The 15,525-nt window shown below is 34.7% G+C and carries 13 protein-coding genes and 4 pseudogenes; 10 read left to right on the forward strand and 7 right to left on the reverse strand.

From position 1 onward, the window contains the following. Positions 1-599: 599 nt before the first annotated feature. On the forward strand, positions 600-1,796 hold the full coding sequence (locus OOK87_RS03395; RefSeq protein WP_264688059.1) for a hypothetical protein: 1,197 nt from the start codon (positions 600-602) through the stop codon (positions 1,794-1,796). Positions 1,797-2,048: 252 nt separating this feature from the next. On the opposite strand, the pseudogene OOK87_RS03400 reads toward OOK87_RS03395, so the two are convergent. The 7 genes and pseudogenes from OOK87_RS03400 to OOK87_RS03435 form a co-directional block, all read right to left on the reverse strand. Beyond that, a pseudogene (locus OOK87_RS03400) lies at positions 2,049-2,201 on the reverse strand (transposase); the annotation flags it as partial. A gap of 57 nt (positions 2,202-2,258) precedes the next feature. Beyond that, positions 2,259-3,312, reverse strand: a pseudogene (locus OOK87_RS07515) (IS3 family transposase). A 126-nt stretch (positions 3,313-3,438) separates the two neighbouring features. After that, on the reverse strand, positions 3,439-3,804 hold the full coding sequence (locus OOK87_RS03415; protein ID WP_096641498.1) for a hypothetical protein: 366 nt from the start codon (positions 3,802-3,804) through the stop codon (positions 3,439-3,441). 119 nt (positions 3,805-3,923) lie between these two features. Next, positions 3,924-5,591: an aminopeptidase P family protein gene (locus OOK87_RS03420; protein WP_253309136.1), complete on the reverse strand. Its 1,668-nt coding sequence runs from the start codon at positions 5,589-5,591 to the stop codon at positions 3,924-3,926. A gap of 5 nt (positions 5,592-5,596) precedes the next feature. Beyond that, complete coding sequence (gene mnmG / locus OOK87_RS03425; RefSeq protein ID WP_264688060.1) at positions 5,597-7,531, reverse strand: tRNA uridine-5-carboxymethylaminomethyl(34) synthesis enzyme MnmG; 1,935 nt, start codon at positions 7,529-7,531, stop codon at positions 5,597-5,599. Between the two features lie 105 nt (positions 7,532-7,636). Further along, a complete protein-coding gene (locus OOK87_RS03430) occupies positions 7,637-7,927 on the reverse strand; it encodes a hypothetical protein (RefSeq protein WP_264688061.1) in 291 nt (96 codons plus the stop codon). After that, positions 7,911-8,102: a hypothetical protein gene (locus tag OOK87_RS03435; RefSeq protein ID WP_264688062.1), complete on the reverse strand. Its 192-nt coding sequence runs from the start codon at positions 8,100-8,102 to the stop codon at positions 7,911-7,913. Before OOK87_RS03435 ends, OOK87_RS03430 begins: the two co-directional genes overlap by 17 nt. 150 nt (positions 8,103-8,252) lie before the next feature. On the opposite strand from OOK87_RS03435, the gene OOK87_RS03440 reads away from it, so the two are divergent. From OOK87_RS03440 to recF, 9 genes and pseudogenes are all read left to right on the forward strand, one after another. Continuing rightward, positions 8,253-8,471, forward strand: a complete 219-nt coding sequence (locus tag OOK87_RS03440) for a hypothetical protein (RefSeq protein ID WP_253309133.1) — start codon at positions 8,253-8,255, stop codon at positions 8,469-8,471. 15 nt (positions 8,472-8,486) lie between these two features. Next, positions 8,487-8,789, forward strand: coding sequence for a type II toxin-antitoxin system RelE family toxin (locus OOK87_RS03445; RefSeq protein WP_264688063.1), 303 nt, complete (start codon positions 8,487-8,489; stop codon positions 8,787-8,789). Between the two features lie 777 nt (positions 8,790-9,566). Then, positions 9,567-9,872 carry a DUF4143 domain-containing protein gene (locus OOK87_RS03450; protein WP_264688476.1) on the forward strand — a complete coding sequence of 102 codons (306 nt, stop codon included), beginning with the start codon at positions 9,567-9,569 and terminating at the stop codon, positions 9,870-9,872. A gap of 275 nt (positions 9,873-10,147) precedes the next feature. Continuing rightward, on the forward strand, positions 10,148-11,236 hold the full coding sequence (locus OOK87_RS03455; protein ID WP_253309131.1) for a Fic family protein: 1,089 nt from the start codon (positions 10,148-10,150) through the stop codon (positions 11,234-11,236). A 273-nt stretch (positions 11,237-11,509) separates the two neighbouring features. Continuing rightward, positions 11,510-12,592 carry an RDD family protein gene (locus OOK87_RS03460; RefSeq protein ID WP_264688064.1) on the forward strand — a complete coding sequence of 361 codons (1,083 nt, stop codon included), beginning with the start codon at positions 11,510-11,512 and terminating at the stop codon, positions 12,590-12,592. Between the two features lie 382 nt (positions 12,593-12,974). Continuing rightward, positions 12,975-13,313: pseudogene (locus OOK87_RS03465) on the forward strand (ankyrin repeat domain-containing protein); the annotation flags it as partial. A 3-nt stretch (positions 13,314-13,316) separates the two neighbouring features. Then, positions 13,317-13,538, forward strand: a pseudogene (locus tag OOK87_RS03470) (PD-(D/E)XK nuclease family transposase); the annotation flags it as partial. 302 nt (positions 13,539-13,840) lie between these two features. Further along, the gene (bcp, locus tag OOK87_RS03475) at positions 13,841-14,308 is read left to right on the forward strand and encodes a thioredoxin-dependent thiol peroxidase (protein WP_264688477.1); all 468 of its coding nucleotides are present in this window, start codon (positions 13,841-13,843) and stop codon (positions 14,306-14,308) included. 16 nt (positions 14,309-14,324) lie between these two features. Further along, positions 14,325-15,404 carry a DNA replication/repair protein RecF gene (recF, locus tag OOK87_RS03480; RefSeq protein WP_264328634.1) on the forward strand — a complete coding sequence of 360 codons (1,080 nt, stop codon included), beginning with the start codon at positions 14,325-14,327 and terminating at the stop codon, positions 15,402-15,404. Positions 15,405-15,525: the final 121 nt, after the last annotated feature.

The raw sequence follows: 15,525 nt of genomic DNA on the forward strand, positions 1-15,525 counted from the left end.
ATAGCCCAAAATAGATTCACGCCACCTCTATGCCGGACGCCACCTATCCGGTAAACAAGCTCCCGATAGATTTATCCCAGGTTAAGTTAGACCCCTGGTTTCGACGTCATTTAAAAGGTTTCGACACTTCATCAGTGGTTCACTTTCGTTCATCTCTCCATTCCTTACATGACATATAATTGTGCCTTTTCCATAACGCTCACTACCTTGCCAAAGCAGCTTATAGTTGTTTGAAGCCTGCTCTTGTAAACCGGCTCCGAGGGGCCCACCCTCATCTATTGCGTAGCTTTTGCACTTAGTTTGCTCTTACTTGAACATTCTTTGTGTCTCTACGGCACACCTAACCCAAGAAAGGTTTTCCTACGTCATACCGCCAAGGATAGATTCCGCTAACAAGTAGCGGAATGACAAATTTGTTGTTTTTCAAATTATCGGTAAACCTAAGCCACTTTAGCTATAGCAGCCGTCTATCTTAGATTGCTTCTTATTAAAAAAAACAAAGCCTTATTAATTAAATATTATAGTTAATAATTACACTCTTTTGACAAATAATTAAAATAGTGTTAAACTGCGTGCATAAAATAATTAGTGAGGTTGCAATGTTAAGCAGTATTATAAAAGTAAAATTAGAGAAAAACTGTTGTCCTTTTGAGAAATTAGAAAACTTCTTTGCTAAAGGGGTATTTCATATAGATGATAGAAAAAGGTTCAAAGAACCTTCAGTAAAGTTAGTTATCGAACATGGATACAATGAAACTTTAACTCTACCAAGAGAAGCAATACCTAATTCTTTCGCTTTGCAGCTTTTATCTTCACTTTATAGAGGAAATGCACTAGCTTTACCTATTATATTAAAATACCTTGTTCACAGGAATTTATCTAAAGATTTTGATGAGATCAGTAAAAAATTACAGGCCAAAATGGATCAAGATATACAAGAAGCGGAGCTACAAAACAATTCTAAAATTTCTAAAAAAATTGAGGTATGCAAACAAGAAATTTTAAATGTTCTTAGTGACGGTAAATCAGTATTGAGTGATCAATTGAAGCAAAAATACTATTCTATACTAGAAAATGAGGTTAAAGAATTAAAGGCTGAGATTTCAAAAGAACTAGAAGACTATACTAACAACACTAACATTCATGAAATATATCAAAGCCTTAATAATAAAAAGAAAAACGGAGGATTATTAAAAGAAGTAGCATTAGGATGTTTAGGTATCACTGCTATAATATTAATGCTTACTTCTGTATTCTTCTTTCTCCCAATAATAATAGCCATTAACCCACCCACTCATATGAGTATGCATGAAGTAACGGTTTTTAGGTATATAGCAGTTTCACCTTTCATTGTTATGGCATTAACGCTTATAATAGCAGGTGTAGCTTACTTAGCAAGTTGTTATCTAGAGCATAGTTTTGCAAAAGAAATGCAAGACTTTATAGAAGGACCAAAATATGTAGATAAAGCAACTAATACTGAAGATGTGAAGAAATTAGAACAAGAAGAAACAGAAGTAGGCGATTATGGTAAAAAACCTTCGGCACCACCATACGATGGACCTAAGCAGCCAAGATTGTACCCAAATCTTTCAGAAGTACAACAACCACCATCATACGAAGAAGCTTGCTCTACCGTGCAACCGAAAGATTCACAACCAAGCAGTAATCTTGATTCTGCTGAGCCTGAGCAGCCAAAACTAGTTATGGATCTTTTAGAAAGTCTTCCAGAACAACTAAACACAAAATTGGGTCCTGTTCTACGTCCATCTAATACAGCAAGAGGTGTAATTTAGGGCTAGAGGTTATGATTGTAATAAAGATATAAAAAAACGGACAAGTCAAGTAAAGTTACAAATGTAATTTTGCTTGACTATCCATTTATCACCACCTAAAGCAGCTAACAAAGCCATCCCATATGACATTTTACTTATATCTAATCAAGCATATTAATAAGTAAGTAAATTTTAATATAATCTTATTATACTTATAAATATGCTGTATATAGCTAACCTAAGTAAGGTTTCCCCGAGTGCTGAAAAACAAAATCAATAGCCGAATTGATATCGGGCCAAAAGCTTGGCAGCGCTTTTTTTTATGGCATGCTTGATGGCAAACCAGAACTTCTCAATTGGATTTAAATCAGGCGAGTATGGCGGCAAAAATAAAACTTTACATCCAACACTTTCTATTAATTTTCTCGTTCTTTCAGACTGACCTTACCCAGAAAAAGTGGAAAGAAAATTAAGACGTTTTTGTCATGAGAATGATGCATCAAATTGTGCAGGAATGCAATAATTAATAGTAGAATGCCTACGTTGTTTGTTATAAAAGATTTCTATGTATTCAAATATGGCAGTTCTGGTTTGTTGAGCGAGAAGTATCAATAAGCAGCTCCCTTTTGAGTGAACTTTTCTGCAACAGAGTTATCGTAACAACATACCTTATGGCTCATGCTGGAAATGATGTTTTTTGTATTCAATAGAAATTGGTAATTTTGAGAGGTATACTGTGACCCTTGATCGCTATGTAACAGCAGATTTTTATCGGGTTTGCGCTTATTAACGGCCATCAATAAAGAGTCAACAACCAATTGTTTATTTATTGAACTGCTCATTAACTACCATGCGTGAATATAGATCCTGCCAAATATAGTCATCCTTCTTTGGTTTTTATATAAGTAATCCCATATTTTATTTGGTTGATCGACAATAAAGTTTTGGTCTAATATATTGAGAGCTACGACTCTATTGTCCGTTTGTTGCTTCTTAGTTTTAAATTTTCTTCTCAATATAGCCCGAATACCATTTTTCTGCATAACACTTTGTACTGTTTTAATTTTTGCCTAAAGCTTTTAATTCAGCATGAATTTTAGGGATCTGCATTTGGATGCTTTTTTTGAATATCTGCTAGAAGCCCATCTCTTGCTAATTCCTTACTGCTTTTTCCCTTAGCAACCCATTTATAATAACCACCAGCAGATATGTCTAAAACCCTACATAGTTCCTGTATTTTATAGCAATTTCTATATAAAAGAATACTTTACTCTTTTTGTTTGGTCAGGGCTTTTTTTTAAATGTCTCTTTCTCTTGTTACTCTTGCTAGTTCTTTTTTTAGATCAAATCTTTCTTTGTCATAAGGAGCCTTTGTCTGGAAATGCGTATGCTTCTGACATTTTTCCATCATATTTTCTTACCCATTTACTTAACATACTGCCATCTATGCCTAGATCTTTTGCTATTTTTTTACTTCTGTTTCTTTAACCAGCTTAACAGCTTCTAATTTGAATCCTGCTGCTTCTATTTGCCATATTTTGAAAAAACGTTTTATTTTACTCCAAAAACGTCTTAACTTTCTCTCTACTTTTTCTGGGTAAGGTCACTAGACACTTATGCAGCTGTGCATAGAATGACAGAAGAGACTTGCGTTAGATATTGTTTATTTACTTTCGATCTTTTCTATCAATTTTTTAACTAAGCCTCTTAGCTTTTTACTGGATTCATCAAGCTCTTGAATCTGCGAGCTATGTTCTTTCATTAGTTCCTTATAGTTACCTCTTATGTAGTCAATCATTTCCTTCATCTGAGCAATCATCTTGTTAACATCCATACTACCCAAATCAGGTACCATGCCAGGCATAGCCCCTTCTAACATACCGCCAGCCATAAGCTGCTGGGACATTTGCATAAATGGTTTTAAAGTCTGATTAAGCAATTCAGGATCCTTGGCTAATTTTTCTATTTGCTCTTTGCAAGTATCCATATACTGCTTCATAAATTCATCTTCTTGTCCTTTGTCTATCATAATATGTCTACCTTAAAATACGTATTCTTTATTGTATATCGTTTTTAAATTAAAAACAATACAAAATACCTATCACAATTGCATTAATACTTTTTAAACAATAAAAAATGCTCCTTTGCTTACAAATGGTCACATACCTTCTTTAACCATTCCTTATCTTTTACGCTATTTTCTAAGTTTTCATAGACAAATTGATGATAGCTATTTATCCATTCAATTTCATCTTTAGTAAGCATTTGCACATCTATTAGCCTTCTATCATATGGAATGAAGGTCAGTTGTTTGAAATGTAAAAAGCTATTTTCTTGTCTGTCGACATACATCAGATTTTCAATTCTTATTCCATACTCTCCCGGAATGTAATAACCAGGTTCGTTGGAAAGTATCATTCCTGGCGTGAGTTTCACTTTATTGCCCTTTGATATTGCTTGTGGTCCTTCATGTACTGATAGGTAACTTCCTACTCCATGCCCTGTACCATGCATATACTCCATTCCAAATTTCCATAAATGCGTACGTGCCAATATATCCAATTCTCCACCAGTAGTGCCAGAAGGAAAGATGACACTTGCTACAGCAATGTGAGCTTTCAATACTATTGTATAGTGGGTTATTTGCTCACTAGTCGGATTACCAACCACTACAGTTCTTGTCACATCAGTTGTGCCATTAAGGTATTGGCCACCAGAGTCAATCAAATATAGTCCACTTTTCTGAATTACCTTATTCGTCTTACTGCTTGCACGATAGTGAATTATTGCACCATTTTCATTAAATGCGGAAATTGTTGGAAAACTTGGTTGCTTAAACAAATTCTGTTCTTTTCTGTATTCTAAAATCTTTTCTTCAGCTTCAAGTTCTGTACCAACATTACTTTCAAGCCAATGTAGAAAGTTTGTAACTGCCACTCCATCTCTGATATGCGCATTTATAGCCCCAGCTATTTCAGTTTGGTTTTTTACTGCTTTATAAATTAGACAAGGATCTTCTCTTTCAGCTACCTGTTTATCTTTTATTACAGCCATGATACTCATTGGAGTTGTGTTTGGATCTATAACTATTGAATTTAGCCTGTGCAGCGAATTTTCTAGCTCACTAATATCAAAAATATTTATATGATTGCCTAAATTTGCTTCTATAGTTGAATGTTCTTTATCTTGAATAAACAAATCAACATTACCGCTTTTATACAATATAGCACGGCCCAATATACATGGAGTATATTTGGCATTTTCATTTCTTAAATTTAATAGCCATGAAATTGAATTTGGATCAGTTAAAAGCACTGCTTCAGCTTCTTTATCTATGCTTTTAGCGACTTTTTCACATTTATTCTTGCTACTTTCACCAGCATATTTAATAGAATGTAAAACCACTGCTTGTTTTCGATAGTCACTTTTTTTTCCAGCTAAACAGGGTATTAATTTACAGATATTCTCATACTTTCTTATATCTTCTATGGTAAAATATTGCAAATAGTAACCTAGTGAGGTGGTCAATGTTAAGTTTGCTTTTACCCATTCGCGTGGATCCTCTTCTTGTATATTATATACTTGAAAATTGCCCCGATCGAGCTGATTGCGAGCTTGTGTGATATAGCGTCCATCCGTAAAAAATGGGCACTTGTTGTCTTTTGTAACGATAAGTAGCCCATTTGTTCCTGTAAAGCCACACAGCTTTGTTAGCTCCTCTGAATACTCATTTAAATATTCATCTTTAGTATGCAACATAAATGCGTCAACATTTGTTTCACACATAAAAGAACGAAATTCTTCGATTTTTGACATATACCTCACGCAAAACTAGCAGCTACTTTCGTTTTCTTATTCCTAAGGTACACTAATATGCTCACTATCGCTGCGGGAGTGATGCCTTGTATTTGCTTTGCAATGCCAATCGTCGCTGGTTTTATCGTCTCCAACTTTTCTATTACTTCACTTGACAGGCCTTTAACTTGTGAATAGTTAAAATCAATTGGAATTTGAGTGTTAATTTCCTCTCGTAAAAACTTCATATCTGCTTCTTGTCTTATTAGATAAGGTTTGTATTTTGCTTCAATTTCAACTGCTTCGCATATTTCATTCTTAGCTCTATTATCCGCTTTGGTGTGTCCCATTTTGTCATTCCAGCGCGTGACGCTGCTTAACTCCGGCCATATTTCTTGTAATTTATTCCAGTCGATGTTTGGATAGCTAAGTAAATCTAATGCCGTTTTTCTTATCCCATCATAAGATATTTTAATACCATAAGATCTAAGCTGCTCAGGAGTAATCGTCAGACTCCCTAACTTCTCTTCAAGCTGCTTAATGGATTCAAGTTTATTCTGTAAAACAGAGTATCTCTCATGCGACACAAGGGAAATATCATAACCTTTTTGTGTTAATCTTCTATCCGCATTGTCTGACCTGATAGCTAGCCTATATTCTGCACGTGAGGTAAATAATCTGTAAGGCTCGATCACCCCTTTGGTGACCAAATCATCTATCATTACACCGATATATGAATCTGTGCGGTGAAGAACAAAGCTTTCTTTTTTTTCAGATGCAGAGAGTGCTGCATTAATTCCGGCGATAATTCCTTGCCCTGCTGCTTCTTCATATCCAGTAGTGCCATTAATTTGGCCAGCAAAATATAGACCTTTAATTTTCTTAGTTTCAAGAGTATGGCTTAGTTCTCGTGGATCAATATAGTCATACTCAACTGCATATCCAGACCTCAATATTTCTGCGTTTTCAAGTCCTTTGATACTCTTTATCATTTCATTTTGCACTTCAACAGGCAATGAATTTGAAATTCCGTTTGGGTATACAGTATCATCATCCAGCCCTTCTGGTTCTAAAAATATTTGGTGACTACTTTTTTCTGCAAATTTATTAACTTTAACTTCAATGGATGGGCAGTATCTTGGTGCAACAATGTCATCCAAATACGAAGAAGCTGACCTATGAAGATTTTCTCTAATTATTTTATGCGTATTTTCATTAGTATGGGTAATAAAGCATGATACCTGAGGTTGGTTAATTTTTTCTGTGAGATAAGAAAACGGCACAGGTGGGTTATCACCCACTTGTTCTTGCAATATTGACCAGTTTATAGTATTACGATCAAGCCTTGGTGGAGTTCCGGTACGCAGTCTACCTAATCTAAAATCATACTTCTTCAACGTATTTGCAAGTTCTACTGCAGACTTATCTCCCATTCTTCCTGAAGGAGTTGTTTGCTCTCCTATATGAATCACACCCCGCAGAAAAGTCCCTGTAGTTAGAACGACTTTACTTGTTGATATACGTTCACCTGAGCTTATCATTACAGCTTTAATGCACGGTTCTCCATTGCCATTACTTTCTATAAGAAAATTGTCAACTGACTCTTCTTTTACCTTCAAATTGTTATAATTTAGAATAATTTCCTGTATTGCCTGCTTATATAATTTTCGGTCTGCCTGTGCACGTGGTCCCCATACTGCTGCACCTCTGCTGCTATTTAAAATGACTGAGTGTATGCTTGCTTGATCGATTGCTCTTCCCATTATTCCATCAAGAGCGTCAACTTCCCTGACTACAACACCCTTTGCAACTCCTCCAATTGCTGGATTGCAGGACATTTCTCCTATAGTTGAAATTTTATGAGTTATAAGCAGCGTGTTTGCACCAAGGCGAGCTGCCGCAGCAGCAGCTTCGCACCCTGCATGACCACCACCTACTACTACTACGTCATATTTATGCATGCTTTTTTGAGTAATTCTACTCTACTAATATTCCGATTATCAACGGTTAATGTCAAATCTTGTTATTCCAATGTTACACACTGGAATAACAGAAACCTTACTTGATTAGCTTAAACTTTCTTCCTTCCCTTTTGAAGAAAAGTGCTCAACTATAGGAGAGATAATATAATCGTTCACTTTGTCAGCTATAAGGAACCCTGCAATTGGCGCTATTACTGCTATTGCTCCTATTGTTGCACCTGCTAAAACTGCAGATCCGGCTCCAAGCATTATACCAGGAGAAATAGCAGTTGCAGCTGCAGCAAGACCAACTCCAATTGCAGCGCTTATGGGTGCTGCAATACTGAAAACTGTACAACCTCTTTTAGAATCTATTCCATCAGATTTGCACAGCAAACATCCTGCAAAAAAAAAATATAGCCGCTGCTGGAATTATAGAACCAACAATTCCACCTATGGCTAAAGGTGAAAAAGCTGTGACACTTAATCCCAAACCTGTAAGTGCCCCTATTGCAGGGCCTACTAATGATGCTCCAATCACAAATATTAAATGCTCTTTGTCTTCATTCATAGTCATACCTAAAAACTATTACATACAGAAATTATAGAAGATATTCTATAAAAACAAAATGTATTTCTATACAGCCCTACTTCCTTTCTTTATTGAAAAATTTAGAAAAATGTTGTATAATTATTACAGTAGTAGATTTTGGTAAAACATATGGCAAACGCTAACATAGCTCTCAGTAAAGAAATTTTGCAGAATCTTACTAAGTTATCTGAACTTACTAAGCAGCCTGCTCAAGAATTAGCAGAGAAACTACTCGGAGAAGCAATTGAACTTGAAATGGATGACTTTTTATTATCTGTGGTTGCTGATCAATATGATATTGAAAGTGCAGAAACAGTTGATTACGAAGACGTTAAGTGGAGATGTTGATCATAAAGACGCCAAGTGGAAATAAAGCATTACAAAATTAAATTTTTAAAGAATGTTACTGAAAAAGATCTTCCAGCTTTACCGGTAACAATAGAATCAAGAGTAAATAAAGCAATACAGGAACGGCTTACGGTCGATCCAGTGAATCTTGGTGAGCCTTTACACTATAGCTTTAAAGGGTTTAGAAGACTAAGAGTTCCGTATTATATATCATATGTAAACACTGTGAAATATGAAGTAACTATCGTTGCAATAGGACATAGAGACACCATTTACGAGAAGGCTTTGAAGATAATCAATAAATATATTTTTCAATAAATTTTACCCTCCTTTTTTATCAAGTTACATAAGTAAATTATACAGAAAATCATAAAGATTATATATATTATACAGCCCTCCTTCCTGATCCATTCTCTACCTTAGGTGGCTTTGCTCAGCTCAAAAATAACTCATTTTTTTGGCTACCCCCCCCCTATAAATTATATACTATATTATATTTTATATATAATATAGTATATAATTAGGGGAGAGGTGACGAAAACAAGATTTAGAGTTTGAGGAGCCTCCGGTTTAAGGTAGAGAATGGATCAGGAAGGAGGGCTCAGGGTCGATGGACGTTGAGTTGTTTATCGACTTAATTCCAATCAACTATGTTTTTGTAGAAAGTTCAGCGAGCAAATGTTCGTGTAAGTGTTGCCATCTTTAACCTTTTATAGTATTCTTGCATATTGAAACTATAAAATTCAATTTATGTATTTACGTTCTATAACCCCAGTTTTAGAAAGATTTTCTAACTGCTTTGGACATTACAGAGTCTGGTAAAACAACTATTACAAAACATGTACGTATCTTTAGAAGAATCTCATTTTCATAGGGCATTTCTAGCTAAAGGGCGCAATTTTTGATCCTGAGATATCTTTAAGAACCTGCAAAGTGTACTAACAGGGTCTCAAAATTTTCCCTATATCTCTTTCAGGGCGCATAGGCATTTCAGTTTATCTGATGCCTACAAACATTTATTTTTAAGTCCTGGCCTTAACATGCATCCACTGGCTAGTTATCTACATTGAGCGAGACGTTCGACAACTTAAAAACATTGCAAACCTTAGGTCGAGTAGCTTATCTCTTACTCAAGATTGTGGCACTTCTCATACAACTATGCAGCAGTGGCTGAATATTTTGGAAGCTAGTTACCTAATATTTTTTCTTCAACCATTTCACCAAAGTTTCAACAAGCGTTTAATCAAGATGCCAAAGTTATACTTCTATGACTTGCTTGTTGGCCTTGAAAAGGAGTACTACCTTAAAGGAGCTCTGTTTGAAAATTTGATTGTTTTGGAGATTTTCAAGAAGCGCCTCAATCAGGGATTACCTGCCAATCTATACTTTTGGCGTGACTGAACGGGACACGAAATAGATTTATTAGCAGAATGGGGTGGATGCTATTGAAATTAAGCACGCTTCAGAGTGATTTTTTTTAAAATGTACAGTATTTCTGTGAACTCTCTCAAACAGCTAAGGGGTTATACAGGTCAGCAGACACGCAAAAGTTAAACTTGTGCCAATAAATGAAATAGATCAACTATCCAGAAAGTAATCTACAGTATTTAGATTTGCAAATGTTGCATTATCTGCATTTTATCAGCATAATATAGAAGTAATGTAATGCAGATATTATGCCGATAAAATTTACACCAAATTATACAATTACCTCCAAAATCGCTAGCTGCCTTATAAGAATTGAGGCAGCAAAGGAAAAAGTGTTACATTTACCACTCACTGTATCAATGCTTTCATCTCTTCGTGAAACTGCAAGGCTCTATACGACACACTATTCTACTATGATTGAAGGAAATCGACTTGAGCCTAAACAGATTGAAGAGATTTTAAAGCATAAAGGTCACTTTCCGAGGTATAAGAGAGATGAAAATGAGGTTAAAGGATATTATGCAGCCTTAACTCGAATTGAACAATGGGCAGCAAGGAGAATACCCATTACTGAGAAAGCTGTTCAAACACTGCATGCTCTAGTAATAGCAAGTGGAAAATCTAAAATAAAACCAACACCTTATCGTGATGGTCAAAACGTTATTCGTGATAGCCGTACACGTGCAATAATTTATATGCCACCTGAAGCAAAGGATGTACCAAAGCTCATGAGCAGTATGATTGATTGGATTCGTGACAGTGAGCAAGTGCCTTGCCCAATTATTGCAGGTATTGCGCATTATCAATTTGTAACAATTCACCCTTACTATGACGGTAATGGTCGTACTGCAAGATTGTTGACTACATTAATTTTACACCTTGGTGGATATGACCTAAAAGGACTTTATTCATTGGAAGAATATTATGCCAAGAATCTAGGAGCGTATTATGAAGCAATCAGTATAGGTCCATCGCACAACTATTACATGGGAAGAGCTGAAGCAGATATTACCAAGTGGATAGATTATTTTGTGGAAGGTGTGGCAATTGCATTTGAGAATGTTTTACAGCGTATAAACGAGGAAGGGCACAGAACTGACCAGACTGATCTTATACGTAAACTTGATCCTAAACAGCGTAGGGCTCTTGAGCTCTTTGGGGAATTTTCCATGATTACAGCTAGTCAAGTAGGCAAATTATTTAATTTTAAGCCTCGCACCAGTGCTCAGCTTTGTAAAAAGTGGGTAGAAATGGGATTTATTGAGGTTGTAGACTTTTCCAACAGAGGAAGAAAATATAAGCTTAGCAAGCAATATGAGGATTTGATTTCAAACTAAAAACTGTTTCTAATCTAGAATTCGGGTTAAAAGCACGCACTCAAGGCAAGTAGGACATGAGTACTAGCAGAATGGGGTATTGAAATCAAGCACGCTTCAGAGTGATTTTATTAAAAATGTACAGTATTTCTGTGAACTTTCTTAAGCAGACACGCAAATTGTGCCAATAAATGAAATAGATCAACTTACCCAGTTGCTTGGTTGAAAGCAAGAAGAAGACAAGGAGTACAATTTTACTATTATTTAACTGCTAGTATGGTATGTTAGGCAATCGTGTTGGATACAAAAATGGATAACTATGCGGGAATTAATAAACGCGTTGCAGCATATATAGTTGACCAAACGATATTCCTAGTCTGCTGTTCATCGTTTCTTTCATTAATTTTATTTATATTACCAGAAGAATTCCTTGCCAACTTTTTTAATTATTTCTTTCTTGATCCTGACATTGATACAGGCCTTATATCAGAACGATATGAAATATTAGAAGACTTAGGTACATTACTAGAAAGTTTAGTATATATAGCATTAGAAGTATTAATGATAACAAGACTTGGTTGGACTCCAGGAAAATTGCTACTTGGTATATACATAAAAGATGCAAGCACACTTAAAAACGCTGCTTTAATGCAAGTAGTGATGAGAAGCACTCTCAAGGCATTTTTGTTTGTACCTCTCTATATTTCTGAGTGGTTTTTAATTTTACCAATATTGATCCTAATACCTGCAATATTTGATCAACGTAAGCAGCTTTTCTACGACAAAATTGCAAAAACAGTAGTAATGGATCATAAGTCTGAAGAATGCTATCCAAGATTAAACTATGTATATGTGGGAATAACTAGGCGTGCTATAGCATATATTATTGACCGTCTTATTATTATGGGAATTTCTTTAGTCTATTTTCCTTTTGTAAAAATAATTTTTCACCCTGCTAAATCTCAACTATTAATCATATACATTTGCTTATTTTCTTTGCTATCAATAGTATTCGGAATATTCATAACAAGAAGATTTAGTGGTACTCTAGGGCAATTGTTATGCTGTATCCGTATAAAAGATGCAAATACACTTAACAATATTACTCTAATGCAAGCAACAATTAGGTATGTTTCTCTTGAAGTTATTAGCTTCATATTGAGTTCTTTATTCATTATGGATATATTATTTTTTGATAAGTATACTTCTAAATGGTGGCCTGAACCTTTATCAGACTTAATTTTTACAGCTATAATACTAATTTTTGTATCTGCAATATTTGACAAACGAAAGCAGTTTTTTCATGATAAAATTGCAAAAACAGTAGCTGTAAAAAAGAAAGCAGAAGTAATAGTGATAAATAAACCTACAGGCTAATTTACGTGTTTTGTTTTTTCTATTCAATTTCTGATCTGTATAAAATTTACTTAAAAAGTTGTTGACACTAAAAATATCCGTGTTATAAGCAAGGCTATACTTAGTATTTACATAAATTGTTTACGACCATTTAGTTTTACAGTGAGGGTAATTTCTAATTACACTTAAGGGGGGTGAAATGGTTATAGGTCAGCAACAGTTAACTGGTAAAATAGCTACAAGATATAATACCATTCAGTTGTTACGGTCTAGCACTTTAAAGCAAAAAAGTCTTAGTGATAAAATTAGTGATGTAGGGGTAAGTGGGCTAATAGATGATACAGTTAAACTTAGTCGTTCAAAGCGAGATATGGGAAGAGGTATATATTACTCAGTAGTCCTTATGTATCGTGCATATCGGCTGGTAGATAAACTGGGTTGGAAGCGTGGTTTACAGGTAGTCAATCGGTACTTAGTTACAAAACGTGGACAGGAGAAAACTCTAGAAACAGCCAGGGAACTTTTAGGTGATATAGAAGATATAGAAGATTTAAAAGATTTTATAGATGATCTCAAACAAATTTTGTCTACTGAAACAGGAAAAGAGCAAGTTATAGAGGAATATAGCAACACATCTTTACACTTAGCTGCCAAGCAAGGTAATTTAAATGCAGTGAAATATTTTGTAGAAAAAGGGGCTGATATTAATGCTAAGACCAATGGTGATGATACTCCTCTCTACAAGGCTGCATTTGTGGTCGAAATGCAGCTCGCTCGCGACAAGGGCTTTGAAAAACGCGCACAAGCATATGCTGGTAAAGTTTACTCAAGACAGTCTGGCAGATACACTAATTTAAAGAAGGTCTTCTTTATTGCGATTTCAAATTGTATTTTGTTTCCTAAGAAATCCAATTATATATCTAGCAATACTATAAGAGATGAGGAAACTAATGAGCATGACTTACAATGCTTAAGCTTAAAGCATTAGATGCTTTTTACAAGATACAAGGCAGAAACTTATCAATAAGCCCCCATCAAGAATCTTATCTGTTAGCTATATATAAAATTTGATACTCTGACTACAATATACTACTATAGATAAAAGTGTTATCAATGGAGCAAAGTATGGAATTAACAGTAGGAAATAATGTACCATACTACTATAATACCACAGAAGTGGTATTAATGGAGCGAGGTATGGAATTAGCAGTAGGAAATAATGCACCATATTACTATAATACCATAAAAGTGTTATTAATGGAGCAAGGTATGGAATTAGCAGTAGGAAATAATGCACCTGATTTTAGCTTACCAACAGATTCTGGTGAAAATTTATCATTGAGTGAATTTTTTGATAAAAAAAATGTAGTTCTTTATTTTTATCCTAAAGACGATACTCCGGGTTGTAGGATGGAGGCAAAAGGCTTTAGAGATAAAATAGATGATTTTTCTTCCCTTGACACAGTGATAATTGGTGTATCAAAAGATAGTGTTAAGCGCCACGCTAACTTCAAAGCAAAATATTCTCTGCCATTTTCCTTAGTTTCTGATGAGAATGCTGAAATGTTGGAAAAATATGGTGTTTGGGTAGAGAAAAGTATGTTTGGCAAAAAGTATATGGGAATAGAGCGCACTACTTTTTTAATAGATAAAAAAGGTAAAGTAGTGAAGATCTGGAAAAATGTAAAAGTTAGTGGGCATGTTGATGAGGTTCTGGAAGAAGTAAGGAGAATGTAAACTAAAGAATAGGTTAATGGCTACCCATTGCTACATAAAAAAGCTGAAATTACATAATTTTCGTAGCCACTCAAACTTTGAACTGGATTCAGATGATAGCTCAGTTGTAATAACTGGCGAAAATGGTATTGGTAAAACTAATATACTTGAAGCAATCTCGTTGCTTGCTAAAAGCAATGGAATGAAAAAAGCAAAAGCCAGTGAGATACAAAATAGATTCAGTAATGAAGATTGGGTAGTGCACTATGATTTTTTTAATGGAACGGATTTTAATTCAATTGGTATCGCAAAGAGTTTTGATAAGAAACTAATACAAATTGATGGAAAAACGCAATCAAGTTATTCATCTCTGTATAAGATATCCAATGTAATATGGCTGATTCCACAAATGGACTATGTTCTTCTTAATTCTCCAAGTGACAGATTAAAATTTTTAGACCGTATAGTTTCACTGTTTGAAGAAAATTACACTTGCTGCTACATGAAATATAGAAAAGCTAAACATGAGCGAAGTAAACTATTGAGGGAGAACATTTTGAACAAAAACTGGTTCTCTAGTCTTGAAAACATAATGGCCGTTAATGCAGTTAGTATTTTACATATGCGATCGTCTGTTTTAAAAATATTACAAGATACAATTGATAACCATTCCAGTAAGCTTTTTCCGAAGGCAAGTTTGAAATTCAGCAGCCAGCTAACTTTGGACGATACTGCAGAATATTTTCAGAATCGTCTAAAGGAAAACAGAGAAAAAGATTCATTGACTGGTAGAGTAACCCTTGGTGTGCATAACGATAATTTTCGGGTTTTTTGTCAAAAAAGAAACGTACCAATAAATCTGTGCTCCACTGGAGAACAAAAGTTATTACTGCTTTCTATTATTTTATCCAGTGTAAAAGCAAGGTGTATTCATTACAATAAGGCACCACTTCTTCTACTTGATGATATAATGTCTCATCTGGATAAACATTACAGAAAGGCGTTAATAGAGGAAGTGTTAAGTATTCAATGTCAAACTTGGATAACTGATGTAAATCAAGATAATTTCAATAGCTATCTTTATTCTTTCAAGTTTTTTGAATTGTTAAGTAAATAAGTGACAATATTCTTCTGCAAAAGGAAAGAAATACTTACGTCCTTGGTCTTGTATTATATGACTGTGACCTTACCCAGATGATATGAATAAGTATTGCTTGGTTGAAAGCAAGAGAAGATAA

Origin of the sequence: Wolbachia endosymbiont (group A) of Sympetrum striolatum (assembly GCF_947250715.1) — a bacterium.
Lineage (GTDB): Bacteria > Pseudomonadota > Alphaproteobacteria > Rickettsiales > Anaplasmataceae > Wolbachia.